At 71.7% G+C, this 20,274-nt stretch carries 18 protein-coding genes and 1 tRNA gene; 12 read left to right on the forward strand and 7 right to left on the reverse strand.

What is annotated here, in order from left to right:
- Nucleotides 1-134: 134 nt before the first annotated feature.
- On the reverse strand, nucleotides 135-992 hold the full coding sequence (locus WMI84_RS05690; RefSeq protein ID WP_347351195.1) for an MBL fold metallo-hydrolase: 858 nt from the start codon (nucleotides 990-992) through the stop codon (nucleotides 135-137).
- Between the two features lie 35 nt (nucleotides 993-1,027).
- On the opposite strand from WMI84_RS05690, the gene WMI84_RS05695 reads away from it, so the two are divergent.
- Together WMI84_RS05695 and groL are read left to right on the forward strand one after the other, a co-directional pair.
- Complete coding sequence (locus WMI84_RS05695) at nucleotides 1,028-1,438, forward strand: HIT family protein (protein WP_347351196.1); 411 nt, start codon at nucleotides 1,028-1,030, stop codon at nucleotides 1,436-1,438.
- 805 nt (nucleotides 1,439-2,243) lie between these two features.
- Complete coding sequence (gene groL, locus WMI84_RS05700) at nucleotides 2,244-3,875, forward strand: chaperonin GroEL (RefSeq protein ID WP_347351198.1); 1,632 nt, start codon at nucleotides 2,244-2,246, stop codon at nucleotides 3,873-3,875.
- 306 nt (nucleotides 3,876-4,181) lie between these two features.
- On the opposite strand, the gene WMI84_RS05705 is transcribed toward groL, so the two are convergent.
- Nucleotides 4,182-4,472: a WXG100 family type VII secretion target gene (locus WMI84_RS05705; protein ID WP_347351200.1), complete on the reverse strand. Its 291-nt coding sequence runs from the start codon at nucleotides 4,470-4,472 to the stop codon at nucleotides 4,182-4,184.
- 124 nt (nucleotides 4,473-4,596) lie between these two features.
- On the opposite strand from WMI84_RS05705, the gene WMI84_RS05710 reads away from it, so the two are divergent.
- From WMI84_RS05710 to WMI84_RS05750, 9 genes are all read left to right on the forward strand, one after another.
- Complete coding sequence (locus WMI84_RS05710; RefSeq protein ID WP_347351202.1) at nucleotides 4,597-5,370, forward strand: DUF4031 domain-containing protein; 774 nt, start codon at nucleotides 4,597-4,599, stop codon at nucleotides 5,368-5,370.
- A 52-nt stretch (nucleotides 5,371-5,422) separates the two neighbouring features.
- Entirely contained in the window at nucleotides 5,423-6,832 is a 1,410-nt protein-coding gene (locus tag WMI84_RS05715) for an NAD-dependent malic enzyme (protein WP_347351204.1), read from the forward strand.
- Nucleotides 6,833-6,974: 142 nt separating this feature from the next.
- On the forward strand, nucleotides 6,975-9,536 hold the full coding sequence (locus tag WMI84_RS05720; protein WP_347351205.1) for an ATP-binding cassette domain-containing protein: 2,562 nt from the start codon (nucleotides 6,975-6,977) through the stop codon (nucleotides 9,534-9,536).
- Nucleotides 9,529-10,245 carry a response regulator transcription factor gene (locus WMI84_RS05725; RefSeq protein WP_347351207.1) on the forward strand — a complete coding sequence of 239 codons (717 nt, stop codon included), beginning with the start codon at nucleotides 9,529-9,531 and terminating at the stop codon, nucleotides 10,243-10,245. The genes WMI84_RS05720 and WMI84_RS05725 overlap by 8 nt, the downstream gene beginning before the upstream one ends.
- A gap of 205 nt (nucleotides 10,246-10,450) precedes the next feature.
- Nucleotides 10,451-11,677 (forward strand): substrate-binding domain-containing protein, encoded by a 1,227-nt coding sequence (locus tag WMI84_RS05730; protein WP_347351209.1) that lies wholly within the window; start codon nucleotides 10,451-10,453, stop codon nucleotides 11,675-11,677.
- Entirely contained in the window at nucleotides 11,677-12,489 is an 813-nt protein-coding gene (locus WMI84_RS05735) for an ATP-binding cassette domain-containing protein (RefSeq protein WP_347351210.1), read from the forward strand. Before WMI84_RS05730 ends, WMI84_RS05735 begins: the two co-directional genes overlap by 1 nt.
- Nucleotides 12,490-13,764 (forward strand): ABC transporter permease, encoded by a 1,275-nt coding sequence (locus WMI84_RS05740; protein WP_347351212.1) that lies wholly within the window; start codon nucleotides 12,490-12,492, stop codon nucleotides 13,762-13,764.
- A gap of 59 nt (nucleotides 13,765-13,823) precedes the next feature.
- Entirely contained in the window at nucleotides 13,824-14,411 is a 588-nt protein-coding gene (locus WMI84_RS05745) for an NUDIX domain-containing protein (RefSeq protein WP_347351213.1), read from the forward strand.
- 268 nt (nucleotides 14,412-14,679) lie between these two features.
- Nucleotides 14,680-15,825, forward strand: a complete 1,146-nt coding sequence (locus WMI84_RS05750) for a glycerate kinase (RefSeq protein ID WP_347351215.1) — start codon at nucleotides 14,680-14,682, stop codon at nucleotides 15,823-15,825.
- Here WMI84_RS05750 and WMI84_RS05755 read toward each other — a convergent pair.
- A complete protein-coding gene (locus WMI84_RS05755; protein WP_347351216.1) occupies nucleotides 15,816-16,307 on the reverse strand; it encodes a YajQ family cyclic di-GMP-binding protein in 492 nt (163 codons plus the stop codon). The genes WMI84_RS05750 and WMI84_RS05755 overlap by 10 nt on opposite strands.
- 101 nt (nucleotides 16,308-16,408) lie before the next feature.
- Here WMI84_RS05755 and WMI84_RS05760 point away from each other — a divergent pair.
- Nucleotides 16,409-16,489, forward strand: a tRNA-Tyr gene (locus tag WMI84_RS05760).
- Between the two features lie 143 nt (nucleotides 16,490-16,632).
- On the opposite strand, the gene WMI84_RS05765 is transcribed toward WMI84_RS05760, so the two are convergent.
- The 4 genes from WMI84_RS05765 to WMI84_RS05780 form a co-directional block, all read right to left on the reverse strand.
- Nucleotides 16,633-18,045 carry a tyrosine-type recombinase/integrase gene (locus WMI84_RS05765; RefSeq protein WP_347351218.1) on the reverse strand — a complete coding sequence of 471 codons (1,413 nt, stop codon included), beginning with the start codon at nucleotides 18,043-18,045 and terminating at the stop codon, nucleotides 16,633-16,635.
- Between the two features lie 6 nt (nucleotides 18,046-18,051).
- Complete coding sequence (locus WMI84_RS05770; protein ID WP_347351220.1) at nucleotides 18,052-18,261, reverse strand: helix-turn-helix domain-containing protein; 210 nt, start codon at nucleotides 18,259-18,261, stop codon at nucleotides 18,052-18,054.
- Between the two features lie 131 nt (nucleotides 18,262-18,392).
- Nucleotides 18,393-19,922, reverse strand: coding sequence for a helix-turn-helix domain-containing protein (locus WMI84_RS05775; RefSeq protein ID WP_347351222.1), 1,530 nt, complete (start codon nucleotides 19,920-19,922; stop codon nucleotides 18,393-18,395).
- On the reverse strand, nucleotides 19,919-20,263 hold the full coding sequence (locus WMI84_RS05780) for a hypothetical protein (RefSeq protein WP_347351223.1): 345 nt from the start codon (nucleotides 20,261-20,263) through the stop codon (nucleotides 19,919-19,921). The genes WMI84_RS05775 and WMI84_RS05780 overlap by 4 nt, the downstream gene beginning before the upstream one ends.
- Nucleotides 20,264-20,274: the final 11 nt, after the last annotated feature.

A 20,274-nucleotide genomic window follows, 5' to 3' on the forward strand; every position in this document is an offset into this window, starting at 1 on the left:
GGTCCTGGCGCGCCGCGTTCCCGTCGGCCCTCACCCGATCGACAGTGCAGCAATCCTGATCGACAGTGCAGCTTTCCCCATCGAGAGTGCAGCAATCCTGATCGACAGTGCACGAATCCGTATCGACAGTGCAGTCATGAAGGCTCGAGCTGTGCCCACACGCACGCGACCGCGTCGGCGAGGTCCGCGAGCGGATAGGGCAGCCGGTGGTCCGGCTCGCGCGCGGCGTCGGCGAGCGGCATACCGGCGAGGCGGCGCTCGCGCAGCACCGCGGCGACCGTCGCCAGCTCGCCCTGTTGGCGGCACACGAACTGCTCGTCCACGGGCCGGCCGTGGCCGGGCACGACCACCGTGTCCGGGCCGACCCAGTTCAGCTGCGAGCCGAGCGTGTCGGGCCACTCGAGCGGCCAGCAGTCCGGCCCCAGCGACGGGTGGGCCGACTGCTCGACGAGGTCGCCCAGGAACACCACGTCCGCGTCCGGCACCTGCACCGCGATGTCGCCGTCGGTGTGCCCCCGCCCGGTGTGCAGCAGGGTCACCACGCGGTCCCCGAGGTCGATCGTCGCGCTCGAGCCGAACGTGCAGTCCGGCGGTCGCAGCCGGGTCTGCGCCACCTCGTCGAGGTCCGCGACGGTGTAGCCGTACTCGGGGCAGTCGCTGCAGTCCGCGGCGATGGCCGCGCGGATGCGCCGTGCCTCGCCGTCGAGCGTGGCCGCGACGCGGTCGTGCGCGTGGATCGTCGCGCCGGCGAAGGCGATGTTGCCGAAGGTGTGGTCGAAGTGCACGTGGGTGTTGACCACGTGCCGGACCCGCACGCCCGGGAACTGCGCGCGCACCGCCGCGACGACCGCGCCGCCCTGCACCCCGCTGGCCCGCGTGTCGACGAGCACGGCGCCGTCGCGGCCCGGCACCAGCCCGACCCCGACGTCCCACTGGGGGAAGCGGGCGTGCCAGACCCGGTCGGCGACCTCGACGAACCGCCCGGCGTCCACGGGTCCCACCGTAGTGGCGTGGCAGGGTGGCGGGTGTGAACTGCGCCTTCTGCTCCATCGTCGCGGGCGAGACGAGTGCCGAGGTGGTGCTCGACGAGCCGGACTACCTCGCCTTCCTCGACAAGCGCCCGGTCTTCAAGGGCCACACCCTGGTGGTGCCGCGCCGGCACGTGCAGACCCTGCTCGACCTGCCCGCGGACCTGCACGCCGGGCTGGTGACCGTCAGCCAGCGCGTCGTGCGGGCCGTCATGGGCGGGCTCGGCGCGCAGGGGGCCTTCACCGCGATCAACACGGTCGTGAGCCAGTCGGTGCCGCACCTGCACGTCCACGTCGTGCCGCGCACCAAGGGCGACGGGCTGCGCGGGTTCTTCTGGCCGCGCACCACCTACGCGGACGCAGCCGAGGCGGCGTCGTATGCCGCTCGCCTGCGTGCCGCGCTGGCGTGACCACCCACCGGCCGGCTCACCCTCGAACGGACCGTTCGGGGCCGGGCCGGTCGGTGTCGCAGTCGGTTCGGTCGGCACGGGTCCGTTCGGGTCGGTATCGACCCGGTCGATGCCTCGGTGGTCTCAGGAGGCGTCGAGAGGGTGCGCGGCCGACCGTCCCTCGATCGGTGCAGTGAGTCAGGCGGACTTGGTTCCCGGTCGGCCGTAGAGTTTGCGGACGGCCTCGCCGGAGGTTCCGAGCATGCCGCCGATGGCGGACCATGACACGCCGGCGTCGCGGGCTGCGGGACGGCCTTGCGTCGTTGTCGAGTCACCGCCATCGGCGTGGCCGGCCGGGGGGGCACGCTCCAGTCGACAAGAGGTGCACCGACCATGCCTGACGCACCGCCTCTGGCCGCGCCGGCCGAGTCAGCCACACCGGGAGGGGGCGCCTCCCGGGCACCGACCGAGCGGCATACGACGCCCGAATGCCGCTCGGTCGGCTCGACAGCGCAGCCGGCTCGACAGCGCAGCTGCCCCGGGCAACCTTCGGCCGAACCGGCCGCTGGTGAGCGAACTGGACGGTGCACCGACCCGTTCACCCGCGAAGAGAGCGTTCGGGGAGTGGGGGAGTCCCCGACCGTTTGCACTCTCGGGGTGAGAGTGCCAATAATGGCGCTTGGCACTCTCGTCATGGGAGTGACAGAACCGGGCCGTGTGCCGAGGGGTCGGCGCTCGTAGCGACGTGAGCTGCGAGGGTCTGCTCCGGCCGTCGCGGGCGACACGCGGACCACCCACCTATCGATTCGCGTGGAGGAACCACCGAATGGCCAAGACCATTGCGTTTGACGAAGAGGCGCGACGCGGCCTCGAGCGCGGCATGAACACCCTTGCCGACGCCGTCCGCGTCACCCTCGGCCCGAAGGGCCGCAACGTCGTGCTGGAGAAGAAGTGGGGCGCGCCCACGATCACCAACGACGGCGTCTCGATCGCCAAGGAGATCGAGCTCGAGGACCCGTACGAGAAGATCGGCGCCGAGCTCGTCAAGGAAGTTGCCAAGAAGACCGACGACGTCGCCGGTGACGGCACGACGACGGCCACCGTCCTCGCCCAGGCCATGGTCAAGGAGGGCCTGCGCAACGTCGCCGCCGGGGCCAACCCGATGGCGCTCAAGCGCGGCATCGAGAAGGCCGTCGACGCCGTCTCGACCGCACTGCTCGACTCGGCCAAGGAGGTCGAGACCAAGGAGCAGATCGCCTCGACCGCGAGCATCTCGGCGGCCGACGAGGAGATCGGCGAGCTGATCGCCGAGGCGATGGACAAGGTCGGCAAGGAAGGCGTCATCACCGTCGAGGACTCCAACACCATGGGCCTCGAGCTGGAGATGACCGAGGGCATGCGCTTCGACAAGGGCTACATCTCGGCCTACTTCGTCACCGACACCGAGCGCATGGAGACCGTCCTGGACGACGCGTACGTCCTGGTCGCCAACTCCAAGATCGGCAACATCAAGGACCTGCTGCCGCTGCTCGAGAAGGTCATGCAGTCCGGCAAGCCCCTGCTGATCGTCGCCGAGGACGTCGAGGGCGAGGCCCTGGCGACCTTGGTGGTCAACAAGATCCGCGGCATCTTCAAGTCCGTCGCGGTCAAGGCCCCGGGCTTCGGCGACCGGCGCAAGGCCATGCTCGGCGACATCGCGATCCTCACCGGCGGGCAGGTCATCTCCGAGGAGGTCGGCCTCAAGCTCGAGAACGCCACCCTCGACCTGCTCGGCAAGGCCCGCAAGGTCTCGGTGACCAAGGACGAGACGACCATCGTCGAGGACGTGCAGGACCGCTCCGCGATCGAGGGCCGGATCAACCAGATCAAGGCCGAGATCGAGAACTCCGACTCCGACTACGACCGCGAGAAGCTGCAGGAGCGCCTCGCCAAGCTGGCCGGCGGCGTGGCCGTCATCAAGGTCGGCGCGGCCACCGAGGTCGAGCTCAAGGAGCGCAAGCACCGCATCGAGGACGCCGTGCGCAACGCGAAGGCGGCCGTCGAGGAGGGCATCGTCGCCGGTGGCGGCGTGGCGCTGATCCAGGCCGCGAAGGTCCTGGAGAAGCTCGAGCTCGACGACGACGAGGCGACCGGTGCCAACATCGTGCGCGTTGCGCTGGAGGCCCCGCTCAAGCAGATCGCGATCAACGCGGGCCTCGAGGGCGGCGTGGTGGCCGAGAAGGTGCGCGGTCTCGACGCGACGCACGGTCTGAACGCGGCCACCGGCGAGTACTGCGACCTGCTGGCCGCCGGCATCATCGACCCGGTCAAGGTGACCCGCTCGGCGCTGCAGAACGCCGCGTCGATCGCCGCGCTGTTCCTGACCACCGAGGCCGTCATCGCCGACAAGCCCGAGAAGGCCGCTCCGGCGATGCCGGGCGGCGACGACATGGGCGGCATGGGCGGCATGGGCTTCTGAGCCAGCCGCCGTGAGGGGTGGGGCCGAGCTTGCGCCGAGCTTGCCCCTCATGAGATGACAACACACCGAGAACCGGCCAACATCGACGGTTGCAACCATAGATGTTGGCCGGTTCTCGGTGTGTTTGGCCGCTTCCGGTGTGTTGGCCGATCGCCGCGGTCCGGGCCCGCGGACAACGGACCCGCCGGGCAGGCCGAGGGACGGCTCACGGGGAGGGGTATGAGCCGCCCCTCGGGGTTCCCGGCCGGCCTGGGGGCTCGGGCGACCGGGGGTCTGCGGCTGACCAGGTCCAGAGGTTGACCAGGGTCAGCGGGCGAACAGGGCCCGGGTGGCGTCCTCGTGCTGCAGGTAGGCGGCCGAGGCCTTCGAGGTGAGGTTGCCGATGTCGCCGAGCGTCTCGTTGACCCGGGCCTGCAGGCCCTGGTAGTCGTGCATGACGCGGGCGAACTCGGCCCGGGCCGGACCCTCCCACGCCCCGTCGAGGGCGCCGAGCCGGCCGCGCAGCTCGCTCACGGAGGACTGGATCGTGTCGGCGAGGCGGCGGATGTCGGCGGCCGCCGCGGCGATGCGTTCGGTGTCGATGACGGATCGGGACATGCTGGTTGACTCCTGACGTTCGGCCCGGCGAACCGCCTGGCTTGTGGTTCAACCATATTTGCGTTCGGTTGAGGCGTGTTGCCGTTATCCACAGGGGCTTCGGTCGAGCACTAGCATGAGTTGCATGACCGTGTGGATCGACCAGCCGAGCTGGCCCGCCCACGGTCGCCACTTCGCCCATCTGATCAGCGACTCGTCCTACGAGGAGCTGCACGAGCTGGCCCGCCGCGCGGAGCTGCCCGTCCGCGCCTTCGACGGCGACCACTACGACGTGCCCGACGCACGGTGGCACGAGGTGGTCGCCGCGGGCGCCCGCCCCACCGACGGGCTCGACCTGGCCCGCCGGCTGAACGCCTCCGGTCTGCGGCTGCGCAAGCGCAGGGGCGACCGTGGCGTCGCCCGCCGCCTCGGCGTCCCGATCCCGGGCGGCCCGGGCCATGTCGACCTGGTCCTGTCCGACCAGCCGGTCGACCCGGCCCGCGTCATGGGCGCGATGCTGTTCGTCCGCGACGCGGTCGGGTCCTTCGCCGCGGTCTACAGCATCCGGCGCGGGCAGTGGGGCTCACCCGGCGGGGGGCGCGAGCCGGGCGAGGACCCGCTCGTGACCGCGGTCCGCGAGACGCAGGAGGAGACCGGCCTGGTGGTCGCGTCCGACACCGTCGTGGCGTGCGGCTACGAGCGGTTCACCCCGCTGCACCCGGGTGGCCCGATCAGCACGCGCGCGCCGTACCTGCAGGCCTACCGCACCCGCCTGCGCGCGACCGCACCCGCGCTCTCGGACGGGGACAGCGGCATACGTGAGACACGGTGGATGAGCCCGGGGGAGTACGCCGCCCACTGCCGACCGCTCTTCTGGTGGCCCCTCGCGGTGGCCGTGTTCCCGGAACTCGCGGGGTGAGGCCCGCGGTGTCAGACCACACGTAGTCCAACACAGGTGAGGTGAGCCAGTCATGGGAGTCCCGAGCCCCGGGTATGCCATCACGGTCCGGGTCGAGGCGCCGTCCTCGGCCAACTCGACGGGCGGCCTGCTCGAGGCCGTCCGCCGCGCGCAGGGGTCGCTGACCGCCCTGGACATCGTCGAGTCGACCCACAACCGGCTGGTCGTCGACGTCACCTGCGACGCCTCCGACGCCGCGCACGCGACCCGGATCACCGACGCCCTCGCCGCGGTGCCGGGGGTGATCGTGCGCAAGGCCAGCGACCGGACCTTCCTGATGCACCTGGGCGGCAAGCTCGAGGTCAACCCGACCGTCCCGCTCAAGCACCGCGACGACCTGTCCCGGGCCTACACCCCCGGCGTGGCCCGGGTCTGCATGGCCATCCACGACAACCCCGAGGACGCGCGACGGCTGACCATCAAGCGCAACACCGTCGCCGTGGTGACCGACGGGTCGGCGGTGCTCGGCCTGGGCAACATCGGTCCGGCCGCGGCGCTGCCGGTGATGGAGGGCAAGGCCGCGCTGTTCAAGCGGTTCGCCGGGGTCGATGCCTGGCCGGTCTGCCTCGACACGCAGGACACCGAGCTGATCATCGCGATCGTCAAGGCGATCGCCCCGGTCTACGGCGGGGTCAACCTCGAGGACATCGCCGCACCGCGGTGCTTCGAGATCGAGCGCCGGCTGCGCCACGAGCTGGACATCCCGGTCTTCCACGACGACCAGCACGGCACCGCCATCGTGGTGCTCGCCGCGCTGCGCAACGCGTTGCGGGTGGTCGACAAGCGGATGGAGGACCTGCGCATCGTGGTCAGCGGAGTCGGCGCCGCCGGGCACGCGATCATCACGCTGCTGCTGGCGATGGGAGCCGGCGAGATCGTCGCGTGCGGGAGCCGGGGGGCGGTCCACCGCAGCGAGAAATACGCCGACCCGGACCGGCAGTGGGTCGCCGACCACACCAACTCCGGTGACGAGTCGGGCAGCCTGCGCGAGGTGCTCAAGGGCGCCGACGTGTTCATCGGGGTGTCCGCGCCCAACCTGCTGACCGGCGACGACATCGCCACGATGCGCAAGGACGCGATCGTCTTCGCCCTGGCCAACCCCGACCCCGAGGTCGACCCGCTCGCCGCGGGTGAGCACGCCGCGGTGGTCGCGACCGGACGGTCCGACTACCCGAACCAGATCAACAACGTGCTGGCCTTCCCCGGCTTCTTCCGCGGGATGCTCGACTCCGGCTCGGCCCGGATCACCCAGGAGGTGATGATCGCGGCCGCCAAGGCGATCGCCGACTCGGTGACACCGGCCGAGCTGAACGCCAGCTACATCGTGCCGTCGGTCTTCGACCCGGTGGTGGCGCCCGCGGTCGCCGCCGCGGTCCGCGAGGCCGTCGGGTCGGGCGCCACCGCCCCGGGCCCCGCGTCCTGATCGACCGTGCAGTAGTTCTGATCGACAGTGCAGCAGTTCTGATCGACAGTGCAGCAGTCCGGATCGACAGTGCAGCAGTCCTGAGGGCACCGGCGCGTGCCCGGCGGCCCAGCGGCCTACTGGCCGGGACGATAATGACGGTATGGCGTCAGTCGCGACCGAGGGGGTCGCATCCGGGCCGCCGCTGCTGCAGGTCCGCGGGCTGACGGCCGGCTACGGGCCGGTGGTGGCGCTGGACGGGGTCGACCTCGACGTCCGGCCCGGCGAGACCATCGGTGTCGCCGGCGACAACGGGGCCGGCAAGTCGACGCTGCTGCGGTGCCTGTCCGGAGAGCTCGACGGTGCCCGCGGGGAGGTCCGGCTGGACGGACGCCTGCTCGGGCCGAGCCCCGCCGCCGACCTGCGCGGTCTGGTGGGGGTCGTGTGGCAGCACCTCGTGCTGCCCGACAACCTCGACGTGGCGGCCGCGCTCATGCTCGGCCGGGAGCAGGGCCGGCTGCTCATGACCGACGTGCGCGCCCATGCCCGGGCGAGGGTCATCCTCGACGACCTGGGCATCGCGATCCCGGACACGACCCGCCCGGTCGGCACGCTGACCACCGGGCAGCGCCACCTGCTGGCCATCGCCCGGGCGGTCTCGCCGCGACCGCGGCTGCTGCTGCTCGACGAGCCCGCCGCCGCGCTCGACCGAGCCGAGACGGCCCACCTGGAGCGGCTGGTCGGCCGCCTGCGTGACGAGGGCAGCACGATCGTGGTGGCCTCGCACGACGTCGAGCAGCTGCTGCGGCTCGCGGACCGGGTCGTGGTGCTGCGGCGCGGGCGGGTGGCCGCGCAGCTCGACCCGGCGCGCACCCACCCGGACGAGGTGCTGGCCGTGATGGCCGGGCACGACCCGTCGTCGGTCCCGCGCTACCAGCTCGGCCGGCTGCACAGCCTCACCAACCAGCTGAGCACGGCCGGACGGCCCACCTCGGACGACCCGTCGGCCGGCCTCGACCTGATCCTGACCACCCTCGGGGCGGCCCTCGGGACCAGGTGGCTGTCCCTGCACCTGGTCGAGGGCGACGCGCTGCGGCTGGTCGCCTCGGTCGACCTGCCGGCCGGCCTGGCAGCTGCCTGGTCCGCGCTGCCGGTGGCCACCGCCCCCGACCCGCTGCGGCAGGCGGTCACCCGCCGGGTCGTCGGGGTCGACGCCGACGTCGGTGCCCACGAGCGGCCCACGGCCCACACCCGGCTGTTGGCCGAGTCGGGCGTGGCGGCTTGGTGGGCGGTGCCGTTCGCGGGGTCGCACGGGGTGTCGGGCGTGATCAGCGTCTACCTGCCGCAGGCCGGGGCCCCGGCACCGGACGAGCTCGAGCTGGTCAACCTGTATGCCGCCTACGCCGCCGGAAGCGTGGAGCGGGACCGGCTGCTCGGGGAGCTCACCGCCCGCAACCGGCTCCTCGAGGCGGTCCGGGACGTGCTGCAGGTGCTCGCCGGACCGGACTCCCTCGACGACGGTCTGCGCGCCGTGGTGCAGACCCTGCGGACGGTGGCCGGGGCCGAGCGGGTCGGCCTCTACGTTCGGGACGGGACCGGCCGGTCGCGCTGCCGCGTCTGCCTGGGACCGGACCGTCCGACGGATACGTTGCCGACTGGTCCCTCGGCGGTGCTGATGGACACGGCGCCGGCGGCGCTGATGGACACGGCGCCGGCGGCGCTGGCGGACGCGGCGCTGGGGCGGCTGGCGGACACGGCGCTGGGCTCCGACCAGGCGGCCGGGGTGGCGCACGTGCTCGACGGCGAGGGCGGCGAGAGCCGGTTGTGGGTTCGGCTCACCGACCTGGAGCCGGCGGTGGCCCTGGTCGCGACGTGGCGCGGGCGTCGGGCCGGCACCGACGAGCGAGTCCTGTTCGAGGACGCGGCACACTCCATCCTGCTGGCCCTGGAGCGGGAGCGCACCGAGGTGGCCCGGCGCGAGACGAGCGCGCTGCTGCGCTCCCGGCAGCTGCAGCACGAGTTCCTCGCCAGGCTCTCGCACGAGCTGCGCACCCCGCTGACCGCGATCCGTGGCTACGCCTCGAGCCTGATGCAGCCCGACGTCGACTGGGACGCCGCGTCCAGGTCACGGTTCCTGCACCGCATCGGCAGCGAGTCGGACCGGCTGCGCCGGCTCGTCGACGGGCTGCTCGACTTCTCGACGATCGAGTCGGGCATGCTGCGCCTGCGTCCCGACTGGGTCGAGCTGCCGCTGGTCATCGACGCCGCCCGGGCGTGCCTCGGCAGCCGGGCCGCCGCGGTCGAGATCACCTGTGCGGCCGGCCTGCCGCCAGTGTGGGCCGACCACGACCGGCTCGAGCAGGTCGTGGTCAACCTCATGGACAACGCGGTCCGGCACAACCCGCCGGGCACCCGGGTCCGGGTCGAGGCCGTAGCCGACGGGCCCGACGCCGTCCGGATCGAGGTCAGCGACGACGGCATCGGACTCGCCGTGCCGGACGAGGGGTCGAGGATGCCGGGTCGGCGGGTACGGTCCGGGGCTGCCGGGGCGACGAGCGGGGCGGGTCTGGGCCTGTCCATCGCCCGTGGCATCGTCACGGCCCACCGCGGCACGCTGCAGCGCGAACCTTCCCCGGTGGGAACGCGGTTCGTGGTGCGGCTGCCCGTCGAGCGGGACCCTCTCGTGGCCGATGCCGCCGAGCTGGCCGAGGTGACCGATGCCTGACCAGAGCCCGCTCACCACGGTGCTGGTCGTCGAGGACGACCCCAACATCGTCGACCTCATCCGAGCCAACCTGACCGTGCGCGGCTACGCGACGGTGGTCGCGACCGACGGTGCGCAGGCCCTGCGCCGGCTCGACACCGACAGCCCCGACATCGTCCTGCTCGACCTCATGCTGCCGGACGTGGACGGCATCGAGCTGTGCCGGCAGGTCCGGGAACGCTCCCACGTCGGGGTCATCGTGGTCTCCGCGCGCCGCGGGGAGCGGGACAAGGTCGCCGCCCTGCTCGCCGGTGCGGACGACTACCTGACCAAGCCGTTCGGGATCGAGGAGCTGCTTGCCCGGATCACCGCCACCCTGCGGCGGACCCGGCCGGCTCCGGCACCCGTGGACCACACCAGGGTCGTGCGGGTGGGCGGGTTGGTCGTCGACCTCGCCAAGCAGCAGGTGACCCGGGACGGCGCTGCGGTGCACCTGACCCCGACGGAGTTCGCGCTGCTGCGTGCCCTGGTGGTCGACCGCGGCAAGCTGCTGTCCCACGCCCACCTGCTGCGCCGGGTCTGGGGGCCCGGCTACGAGACCGAGACGGAGTACCTGCGCGTCTACGTGCGCCGGCTCCGGGCCAAGCTCGAGGTCGACGGGGAGCCCAGCCTCATCGTCACCCAGCCACGGGCCGGCTACCGGCTCGTCGAGCAGCCGACCGGACCCTGACACCGGCTGTCGGCACCGGGTCGTCGGCACCGGGCTGTCGAGCCCGTTCACGTCTTGTTCACGAGCCGGTCCGGAACATTAACGGGGCGTTCACGGATGTCGACGTAACGTCGAGGAAGAGGCGGTTGCGCCTCGTCCCATGCGGCTCGGCCGCCCCCCGGACACGTCATCGGTCGGCGACTGCCGTCGATCGTCAGGAGACCCCTTGCAGATCATCAGGAAACTCGCCTTCACCTCGGTGCTGGCCAGCACCGCTCTCCTCGTGGCCGCGTGCGGCTCCTCGACCCCGGCACCATCGTCCGGTGCCTCGTCGCCGGCCGGCGGCACGTCGAGTGCGGCCGCGGCGCCCGAGATCTCGGTCACCTCGTTCGAACGGGACTTCTCGACCATGGCGAAGCTGAAGCCGCTGGCGGCCAAGGGGAACGGCAAGATCGAGGTCATCCTTCCGGACACGGTCACCTCCGCGCGGTACACCGAGTTCGACGCGCCCTACCTGCAGAAGGCCTTCCAGACGGCCGGCCTGTCCTCCGACCAGTTCAGCATCCAGAACGCGCAGGGCAGCGACGCGACGCAGCTGACCGATGCCCAGTCGGCGATCAGCGCCGGGGCGAAGGTCCTGGTCGTCGACCCGCTGAACTCCGGTGTCGGCGCCAAGATCGAGAGCTACGCCAAGGAGCACGGCGCCCAGGTCGTCGACTACGACCGGCTGACCTTGGGCGGGCAGCGCTCGTACTACATCAGCTTCGACAACGTCAAGGTGGGCAAGCTGATCGGCGACGGGCTCGTCTCCTGCGTGAAGGCGTGGGGGGTGACCAAGCCCAACGTCATCGTCATGAAGGGTGACCCGACGGACAACAACGCGACCCTGTTCGCCCAGGGCTACAACTCGGTGCTCGATCCGTTGTTCAGCGCGGGCACGTGGACCAAGGTCGCCGAGCCGGCCGGCACGTGGGACCCGCCGACCGCGGCGACCGAGTTCACCCAGGCCTTCACCGCCCACCCGAACACCAACGCCGTGCTCGTGCCGAACGACGAGAACGCGGCGCCGATCATCACCTACCTGAAGAACCACGCGGTCAAGCCGAAGACGTTCCCGGTCACCGGGCAGGACGCCACCCTGGTCGGGCTGCAGAACATCCTGGCCGGCTACCAGTGCGGCACGGCCTACAAGCCGATCTACCTCGAGGCGCAGGCGGCCGCGGCGCTGGCCATCTACCTGCGGGCGGGCGTCACCCCGCCGGCCGGCCTGGTCAACGGGACGACCCAGGACACCAAGAGCAACGTCAGCGTGCCCTCGGTCCTGCTGAAGCCGGAGTGGGTCACCACCGACAACATGAACTCGACGGTCATCGCCGACCAGTTCGTGCCGGCCGCGCAGCTGTGCACCAAGACGTATGCCGCCGCCTGCACGGCCGCGGGAATCAAGCCGTAGTGAGCGGGCAGCCAGTCGCGCGCCCGGCCGGTGCGGCCGGCCGGGCCGCGGTGCTCCCGTCGCCGCTGCTGAGCCTCCGGGACGTCGGCAAGCGCTTCGGGCCGGTCCAGGCCCTGCACGGGATCGACCTGGATCTCCCCGCGGGGCAGGTCACCGCCCTGGTCGGAGACAACGGCGCCGGCAAGTCGACCCTCATCAAGGCCATCGCCGGCATCCACCCGATCGACGCCGGGCAGATGCTCTGGCGCGGGGAGCCGGTGCACATCCACAGCCCCCGGGACGCCTCGGCACTCGGGATCGAGACGGTCTACCAGGACCTGGCCCTGTGCGACAACCTCGACATCGTCCAGAACATGTTCCTCGGCCGTGAGGTGGTGCACTCCGGCGTGCTCGACGAGGCGAACATGGAGACGAAGGCCAACCAGACGCTCAGCGAGCTGTCGGTCACCACCGTCTCCTCGATCCGCCAGCTCGTCTCGTCGCTGTCCGGCGGGCAGCGACAGGCCGTGGCGGTGGCCCGCGCGGTCATGTGGGATGCGCAGCTGGTCATCATGGACGAGCCCACCGCCGCGCTCGGCGTGTCCCAGACCGCGATGGTGCTCGAGCTGGTCAAACGGCTCAGCTCGTCGGGCATCGCGGTGCTGGTCGTGTCGCACAACCTCAACGACGTCTTCCAGGTGGCCGACCGCATCGCGGTCATGTACCTCGGGTCGTTGGCCAGGGTCGCCCCGATCGAGCAGCTGACCGTCGGCTCGACCGTCGAGCTGATCACGACGGGGACCCTGACGGGTGAGACGGACCGGGAGCAGTAGATGTCGACGTCGAAGCAGACCAGCAGCCCAACCACCGACCCCCAGCCACCGGACGGCGCCATCCGGGTGCCGACCGAGCTGACCGCCGGGTCGCTGGGCGGCTACTTCCGGGGCTGGCTGGCCCGGATCAGGTCCGGGGAGAGCGGTGTGCTGCCGGTCGTCGGTGGCCTGGTCATCATCATCGTCATCTTCCAGGTGGCCGACTCGGTCTTCCTGTCGGCGGGCAACATCATCAACCTGATGGTGCAGGCGGCCGTGTTCGTCTTGTTCGGCATCGCCGAGGTGTTCGTCCTGCTGCTCGGGGAGATCGACCTGGCGCTCGGTTTCACCGGTGCCATCGGCGCCGTGTTCACCGTGTGGGTGACCGGGCCGGAGCACCAGTCGTGGTTCGTCGGCGTGCTGCTCGGGCTGGCCGTCGCGACCGTGATCGGGGTCATCTGGGGCCTGCTGATCACCCGGCTGCGGATCCCCTCGTTCATCGTCACCCTGGCCGGCCTGCTCGGGCTGCAGGGCGTGCTGATCTTCGTCATCGACCGGCTCGCCGGGCCGAGCAGCGGCGGGACGATGTCCGTCGACAACGAGGTGATCAACAACATCGCCTACGGCAGTATGAGCACGGCGCTGGCCTGGGTCGTGGTTGCCGTCGTGGTGATCGCCTATGCGCTCTACACGCTGCTGCGTGACCGGCAGCGCCGCGCCGGCGGTCTGGTCACCCCGCCGCTCGGGCTCAGCATCCTCAAGATCGTGGTCATCGCCGTCGCCGGGGTGGTCATCGTGGTCGTGTGCGAGGCCGGCAGCGGCGTGCCGTGGGCCGTGCCCATCGTGCTGGCCATCGTCTTCGGCTGGACCTTCCTGCTCAGCCGCACCCGGTTCGGCCGGTACGTCTACGCGATCGGCGGCAACGCCGAGGCCGCCCGTCGCGCCGGGATCAACCTGTCCCGGGTCAGGATCATCGCGTTCGCCCTGTCGAGCCTGACCGCCGGTGCCGCCGGGATCTTCTACGCGGCCCGGCTGGGCTCGATCTCCAACAACGTCAACGGTGGCCAGTACGTGCTGCTCGCCGTCGCGGCGGCGGTCATCGGCGGCACGAGCCTCTTCGGCGGTCGGGGCAAGATCGTCCACGCCCTGCTCGGCGGGCTGGTCGTCGCGACGATCTACAACGGGATGGGCCTGATCAACCTGTCCGCGGCGACCCAGCTGATGGTCACCGCACTGGTGCTGCTGGCCGCGGTCACCGTCGACGCCATCAGCCGACGCAACCGCTCGACCGAGTGACGGGAACGGTGCGCAGTCGGCCGGGCGGGTATGCAGGTGGGGTTGGCAGAATGCCGGTCGTGGAGCCCGAGCCCGTGCAGCCCGTCCGCACCTTCCACACCGTTCCGCCGGCCGAGCGCCCGCGGCGCGTGCGCCGTACCGCCCGGGTGCTGCTGGTCGACGACCGGGCGCGCATCCTGCTCTTCTCGGACAGCGACCCCGGCCTGCCGGGTCGGCGCTGGTGGATCACCCCCGGCGGCGGCGTGGACCCGGGCGAGAGCGACACGCAGGCGGCAGTGCGCGAGCTCGCGGAGGAGACCGGGGCCCGCGTCGAGGAGGGGTCGCTGCTCGGCCCGACGCTGGTACGCCACGTCGTGCACGGCTACACCGACGTGGTCACCGACCAGCACGATGTCTTCTACGCCTGCTGGGTGCCGGCCTTCGAGGTCAGCGATGCCGGCCACACCGAGGAGGAGCGGCTCACGATGGTCAACCACCGGTGGTGGACGTGGGCCGAGCCGGCCGGCACCGGCGAGGAGGTCTGGCCGGCCGAGCTGCTGTCGATGTGGGCGGACGCCGAGGCCCGACGGGCCGACGCCCGGGCCGGCCGGCCCCCGCGTCCCCCGGTCGACGGGGGCCGCGCCGAGGAGTCCACGGTCCCGGCGTGAGCGCCTCGGCTCGCCGGACTCACCGAGCGCCCCTGCTGCCTGCGCCGGCACCACTCCTCGTCGGCCCCTCAACACCTGCTCCGCTACGGGGAGCAGTGGGCCCGCTGCTCCCCGTAGCGGAGCAGGTGTTGAGGCCGTCTACGCCCGACCTGTGCGCGGGGTGCGTTAGGGTCGGCCACGTGCCCCTCGATCGCGAGCGCCGCGCCAAGGCGGGACGACTGCACGTCGCGACCGACGCCGGCTTCACCCACGCGGGGGCGGACCCGCTGTGACGACCGTCCTGATCGCCCCGGACAAGTTCAAGGGCTCGCTGACCGCCGCTGAGGTCGCCTCCGCTGTCGCGACGGGCCTGCGGCGGGTGACGGCCGACGCACAGGTCCGCATCCTGCCCGTCGCGGACGGCGGAGACGGCACGGTGGCGGCCGCGGTCGCAGCCGGCTTCACCGCGGTCCCGGCCACCGCCTCCGGGCCCACTGGCGAACCCGTCGACACGGCGTGGGCCCGCCGGGGTGACACCGCGGTCATCGAGATGGCCGACGTCGCAGGACTGCTCCGGCTGCCAGGCGGCCGTCCCGACCCGCTCCATGCCACCAGCCGCGGCCTGGGGGAGGTCATCGCCGCCGCGATCGACGCGGGCTGCCGCGAGATCGTCGTCGGCATCGGCGGCAGCGCCAGCACCGACGGCGGGGCCGGCATGCTCCAGGCACTCGGTGCGCGACTGCGTGATCGCCGGGGCCGCGACCTGGGCCCTGGCGGTGCCGCGCTGTCCGCGCTCGCCACGGTCGACCTGACCGCGCTGCGCCGGCGTACCGAAGCCGTGCGGTTCACCTTCGCCTGCGACGTCGACAATCCGCTCACCGGGGCGCGCGGCGCCGCGGCCGTCTACGGCCCGCAGAAGGGCGCGACGCCTGCCGAGGTGCGGCTGCTCGACGCGGCCCTGGGCCACTGGGCCGACATCGTCGCGGAGGCGACCGGACGCGACGAACGGGAGACGCCGGGCGCGGGCGCCGCCGGAGGAGTGGGGTATGCCGCTCGCATCCTCATGGGCGCGACGCTACGTCCGGGGGTCGGCCTCGTGCTCGAGCTGGTCGGCTTCCACGAGGTGCTCGCGAGCCTCGGCCCGGGTGACCTCGTGATCACCGGTGAGGGCTCGCTCGACGAACAGACCCTGCACGGCAAGGCGCCCGCCGGAGTCGCCGCAGCCGCCCGGGACCGCGGCGTCCCGGTCGTCGCCGTCTGCGGACGCAACACGCTCACGAGCGAGCGGCTCGGATGCGCCGGCATCTCGGCGGCATACGCGCTGCTGGATGTCGAGCCGGACCTCGACAGGTGCCTCACGCACCCGCTGCCCCTTCTCGAGCGGCTCGGCGAGCGCATCGCGCGCCGGCACCTGGGCGCGGGTGGTCAGCGGTAGTTCGTGAAGTTCAGCGCGACGTCGAGGTCGGCCTCCTTGAGGAGGCGTTGGACGGCCTGCAGGTCGTCGCGTGACTTGCTGGTGACGCGCAGCTCGTCGCCCTGGATCTGGGACTTCACGCCCCGAGGCCCCTCGTCCCGGATCAGCTTGTTGATCTTCTTCGCGCTCTCCTGCGAGATGCCCTCCTTGAGCCCGGCGTCGAGCTTGTACTCCTTGCCGGAGACGCGCGGCTTCTCGGGGACGTCGAGGTGCTTGAGGCTGACCTTGCGCTTGACGAGGTGGGTCTTGACGACGTCGAGGACGGCCAGGCAGCGCTCCTCGGTGTTGGCCTTCATCGCGATCGACTCGCCGGAGAGCTCGACGGAGGCCCCGACGTTCTTGAAGTCGTAGCGGGTGGCGATCTCCTTGGCGGCGGAGTTGACCGCGTTGGCGACCTCCTGCTTGTCGAACTTGCTGACGATGTCGAAGGACGAGTCGGCCATGGTGGCTCCTTGCGGGTGCGGCTGGGCGGGGTGGGCGGCGCGTCGTCCGGGGTAGGTTCGAACCGGCGCCCGATCTCTTGCTATCCTTCCAGACGCACCACGGCAGGTTGTCCGAGCGGCCAATGGAAGCGGACTGTAAATCCGTCGCGAAAGCTACGAAGGTTCGAATCCTTCACCTGCCACGTCGTGCGTGGAAGGGCCTCTGACCAGCGGAAACGTCGGTCCGGGGCCCTTCTGCTCGGGTCCGGCTGACTCCGGCTCTGAGTGGCTGTATACGGGTGTTCGCGACAAATACGCGACAAAGTTTCGGGCCGCACAGCCCCTCTCACGGGTCGCGGTGGAGGGCTGCCTCGATCCGCTGCCGGGCCTGCTCCTCCTGCCCGTAGACGCACTTGGCGTATACACGCAGGAGGACGTGCACGCTGTGGCCCGCCCACTCGGCCACCTGGGTGGCCGGTACGCCTGCGTTCAGCCAGGTGGAGACGCAGGCGTGTCGGAGATCGTACGGGCGGCGGGCAAGGGGTGAGGCGGCCTGCTCCGGCGTCAGGGCGGCCTCGCGCGCCTGCTTCCACACCCGGTAGACCGTCCCCATGGGCAGCGGCTTGGAGAAGGGCCGCGGCAGCGGGCGACCCATGATGCCGAAGCGGCTGACGAAGAGCCGCCCGTCCGGGCTGCACTCGAACTGGTCGAGATGCGTCCGCAGGGTGGCGACCAGGTCAGGGTGGGCCGGAACCTGTCTGACGTGGCGGCTGGTCCGGTGTTTGAGAGGGCGGTCCTCGTCGGCGGTGTGGGAGTCCGACCAAGCCGAGCCGGCCGCCTGCGTTGACCCTCGGAGGGTCAGCTCGCCCCAACCTTGCTCCGGCAGGTAGAGGTCATCGAACCTCAGGTGTCGAGCTTCGGCAGGTCTCAGCCCGGCGTAGTAGAGGCACGCGAAGAAGGCTTCGAGCGAGGGGTACAGCTCGTGAACGGCGGCAAGGAGCGCCCGAGCCTGGTGTGGGTTGACGACGACGCGGCGGTCCACGACCTCGAACTGGGTCGACCGCTTGACCCTAATCGACTCCATCGGGTTCGCGGGGAGACGGCGCAACTCGACGGCGTACGCGAGTGCGCTGAACAGTGCGGATCGCTTGCGTGCGGTTGTCGCCGCTGCCGCGGGGCTGCCATCGAGCTTGAGGCCGCACGCCTCCATCGCTCGTCGGCTCACTTGGGGATCGGCGAGGTGCCCGATGGGGACGGATCTCGCTCGGACCCAGGTGATCACCTCGGCGATGTCCTCGGGTGGGGTGGCGGTGCTTATCGGCTCCCCGCGTTCCCCGGTGTTGAAGGCCCAGCCTTGAAGGGCCTGGCGCAACCTCTTGTCGTCGGGGGCGCGCCGGTCCGAGGTGAGCAGGGCGGTCGTCACGCTGACCAGCGCCTCCGCTATGCCTTTCCGGTGCCGTGGGGACGCGGTGGGCCACTTGAGGTCGACGAAATCGCAGGCGTGCTCAAGCCACGTGACGTCATCGACTGCGGGCAGCATCGATGGTGGCAGGCCGGAGTCGAAGCCGAAGGGTTCTCCCTTGCGGTGAGCGGTGATCAGCTCTGCCCGGAAGGACTCTGCGGCCTTGCTGGTGGCGAAGGTCTTGCCGTGCGTCTTGAGGCCGACTCGCCATCTCACCCGGTAGGTCTTGCCGCGCTTTCCTTCGTAGGGAGCGCTGTTCCAGATGCGCACTTCGTGGGTGCGCCTCGTCGGCGGCATCGCGGGCTACGTCGTCTGCTCCAGCGACTCGAGCCAGCGCTCGAAGTCGGCGCGGCGGATCCGCAGGTCGCCGTTGGGCAGCTTGATACAGGGTGGCGCCTTGCGGGCGGCTCGCCAGTCGTAGAACGTCGAGCGGGCGACGCCGAGCTCTTCGCAGATGTCGCGGACGGTCAGGTGTTGACGAGATCCGCTGGCCTTGGCGGTGATGGTAGTCATTGACGCTCCTTCCAGATCCGGTATGTCTCGTCTACGGCCGGACGGGGCAACCATGAGTTGTGCTGTCGTCCAATGCCGGTCGATTGCTTGAGCGCCAGCTCGACCGCGGTCGTGGGGCCGGCGTGGCGGTGTCACAGCTGTGGGCCGGTCGCTGGTTCCGCCTCGCGGGTGGGGTGCCGTCGGGCGGTGATGTGCTGGGGCAGGTCGTGGGCGATGGCCGCGGCTGCGGTCTCGGCGGTCAGGATGGCCTGTTCGAGGTCGGGTAGGTCGCTGTGGTGCAGGGGGACGAGCCGGCCGGTGATCCGGGCGCGGAGCCGGTCGGTGGTTGCTTCGAGACTGCGGGCGTGGCCGAAGAGGATGCCGGCGTCGAGCAGCCGCGCCGGGAGCGGGCTGATCTGCCGGGTCAGGGCGGCCAGGTCGTGGCAGGCTGCGGTGAGGCTGTCGAGGGCCCGTTCTCGCTGGTGGGCTAGGCCGAGACGGCCGAGGTCCGGCGCGCGGGCGATGACCTGCTCGAGCGTGGCGTGCACCTGTTGCGCGGCCTCGATATAGGCGAGGCTGGGGCGCACCATCGTGGTGGCCGGCCCCCACGCGGCGACGGCACCCTGCAGGTCGTGGGCTGCGGCACGCAGCTGGGCCCGGATACTGGCGTCCACTTCGGCGACCGGTCTACTGGGTGCTGGCTGCGGCCCGCCGGCATCGGGGCTGGGTGTGGTAGCGGCCAGGAGCGCGTCGAGGCCGGCGTAGACGTGCACGCTCTGGCTGGTGAGGTTGCGGATCACCTCGATGCTGGGCACGGACACTGCCAGCTCCGCGCGGCAGGCGCGGACCCAGTCGGTGACGGCTCGGTCGAGCAGCCCGGGCAGGGAGGCGGGCGCCCACCTGCCCGTCGGTCCTGTTGGCGCGCCAGGTGCGCGGTGACGCGCGGGCGGGGGGAGGGCGGCATACGGGATGGGCTGGTCGGTGCCGTGGGCCAGCCGCGCGGCCGAGGTGGCGGCGTGCCGTGCGATGGCCAGGGCCCGGGGCAGCCCATCCGGCTCGATCAGGGTCAGGGTGTGCCGGGCCACCGAGTCGGTCAGGGCGAGGATGTCGCGGGCGAGCCGGGTGACGGGCCCGGTGCCCAGGTCGGGCTTGTCGGGGTCGTGCTGGTGGGCGTACAGCAGGTCGGTCAGCGCGCCGAGGGTGATGGCGAGCCGGGCCAGCGGGTGCGGGTCGGCCGGGTCGGCGGGCTGCACGTCGCTGCGCAGGTCGAGGCTGCGGTGTGGGATCTGCCACCCGTCGCGGGTGCGGGTGGCGGGGATCTGGCCGCAGAGGATCCGGTCGTGGATCGTGCGGCGAGGGATCCCGGTCAGGCGTGCTGCCTCGGTGAGGGTGAGCTCGTGCGTGCCGGGGGAGACGGCCAGCGGGGTGGGGTAGGCCTTGACGGCGTGGTAGAGCGGCAGCGCCTCGTGCTCGACCAGGCCGGGCCCGACGGGACGCCGGTACAGGGTCTCGACCAGGAACCGATAGAGGGTCTGGTCGAAGGACTCCCACAGTGCCGTGGGGACCGGGTCGCGGCACTCGAGGACCAGCCCGGTCAGGTGGTGGGCGCGCTCGAGCAGGTCGCTGATCGTCGTCGCGGTCGGCGTCACCGGCACGGGCCGGGGCGGGCCGGCGGCGGTCATGACCGGCCTCGCGGCTGCCCGGCGGCCGCGTCGAGCCGGACCGCCTGCTCGCGTAGGTGCGTGAGGTGGCCGCGCCAGAGCCCGGCATCCTCCTCGGCCGGTTCGGGGCCGGGCGTGTCGAGCCGCTCGAGCGCGGCGGCCACATGCCCGGCGATCGTGTCACGGCGCGGCGCGAGCGTTGCAGGGGCGGGGTGCAGCCCGGCGGCGACCAGCCGTAGCTGCGCGGCGAGCGCGGTCCATGGGCTGAACGGGTCGCGGTGCGCGCGGGTGTCGGCCAGCACCGCGGCGGCGTGCAGCTCGGCGGCTGCCTGGTCGGCGGGGAGGGCGGGGAGCAGGTTCACGGGGTGGGTCT

The sequence above is a fragment of the Intrasporangium sp. genome (assembly GCF_039812505.1).
GTDB lineage: Bacteria > Actinomycetota > Actinomycetes > Actinomycetales > Dermatophilaceae > Intrasporangium_A.

Bases quoted from the DNA above. Each gene is read 5' to 3' on its own strand.
- groL (WP_347351198.1), top strand. From the start codon at position 2,244: ATGGCCAAGACCATTGCGTTTGACGAAGAGGCGCGACGCGGCCTCGAG.
- WMI84_RS05705 (WP_347351200.1), bottom strand. From the start codon at position 4,472: ATGTCCCGATCCGTCATCGACACCGAACGCATCGCCGCGGCGGCCGCC.
- WMI84_RS05710 (WP_347351202.1), top strand. From the start codon at position 4,597: ATGACCGTGTGGATCGACCAGCCGAGCTGGCCCGCCCACGGTCGCCAC.
- WMI84_RS05715 (WP_347351204.1), top strand. From the start codon at position 5,423: ATGGGAGTCCCGAGCCCCGGGTATGCCATCACGGTCCGGGTCGAGGCG.
- WMI84_RS05720 (WP_347351205.1), top strand. From the start codon at position 6,975: ATGGCGTCAGTCGCGACCGAGGGGGTCGCATCCGGGCCGCCGCTGCTG.
- WMI84_RS05725 (WP_347351207.1), top strand. From the start codon at position 9,529: ATGCCTGACCAGAGCCCGCTCACCACGGTGCTGGTCGTCGAGGACGAC.
- WMI84_RS05740 (WP_347351212.1), top strand. From the start codon at position 12,490: ATGTCGACGTCGAAGCAGACCAGCAGCCCAACCACCGACCCCCAGCCA.
- WMI84_RS05755 (WP_347351216.1), bottom strand. From the start codon at position 16,307: ATGGCCGACTCGTCCTTCGACATCGTCAGCAAGTTCGACAAGCAGGAG.
- WMI84_RS05765 (WP_347351218.1), bottom strand. From the start codon at position 18,045: ATGCCGCCGACGAGGCGCACCCACGAAGTGCGCATCTGGAACAGCGCT.
- WMI84_RS05770 (WP_347351220.1), bottom strand. From the start codon at position 18,261: ATGACTACCATCACCGCCAAGGCCAGCGGATCTCGTCAACACCTGACC.
- WMI84_RS05775 (WP_347351222.1), bottom strand. From the start codon at position 19,922: ATGACCGCCGCCGGCCCGCCCCGGCCCGTGCCGGTGACGCCGACCGCG.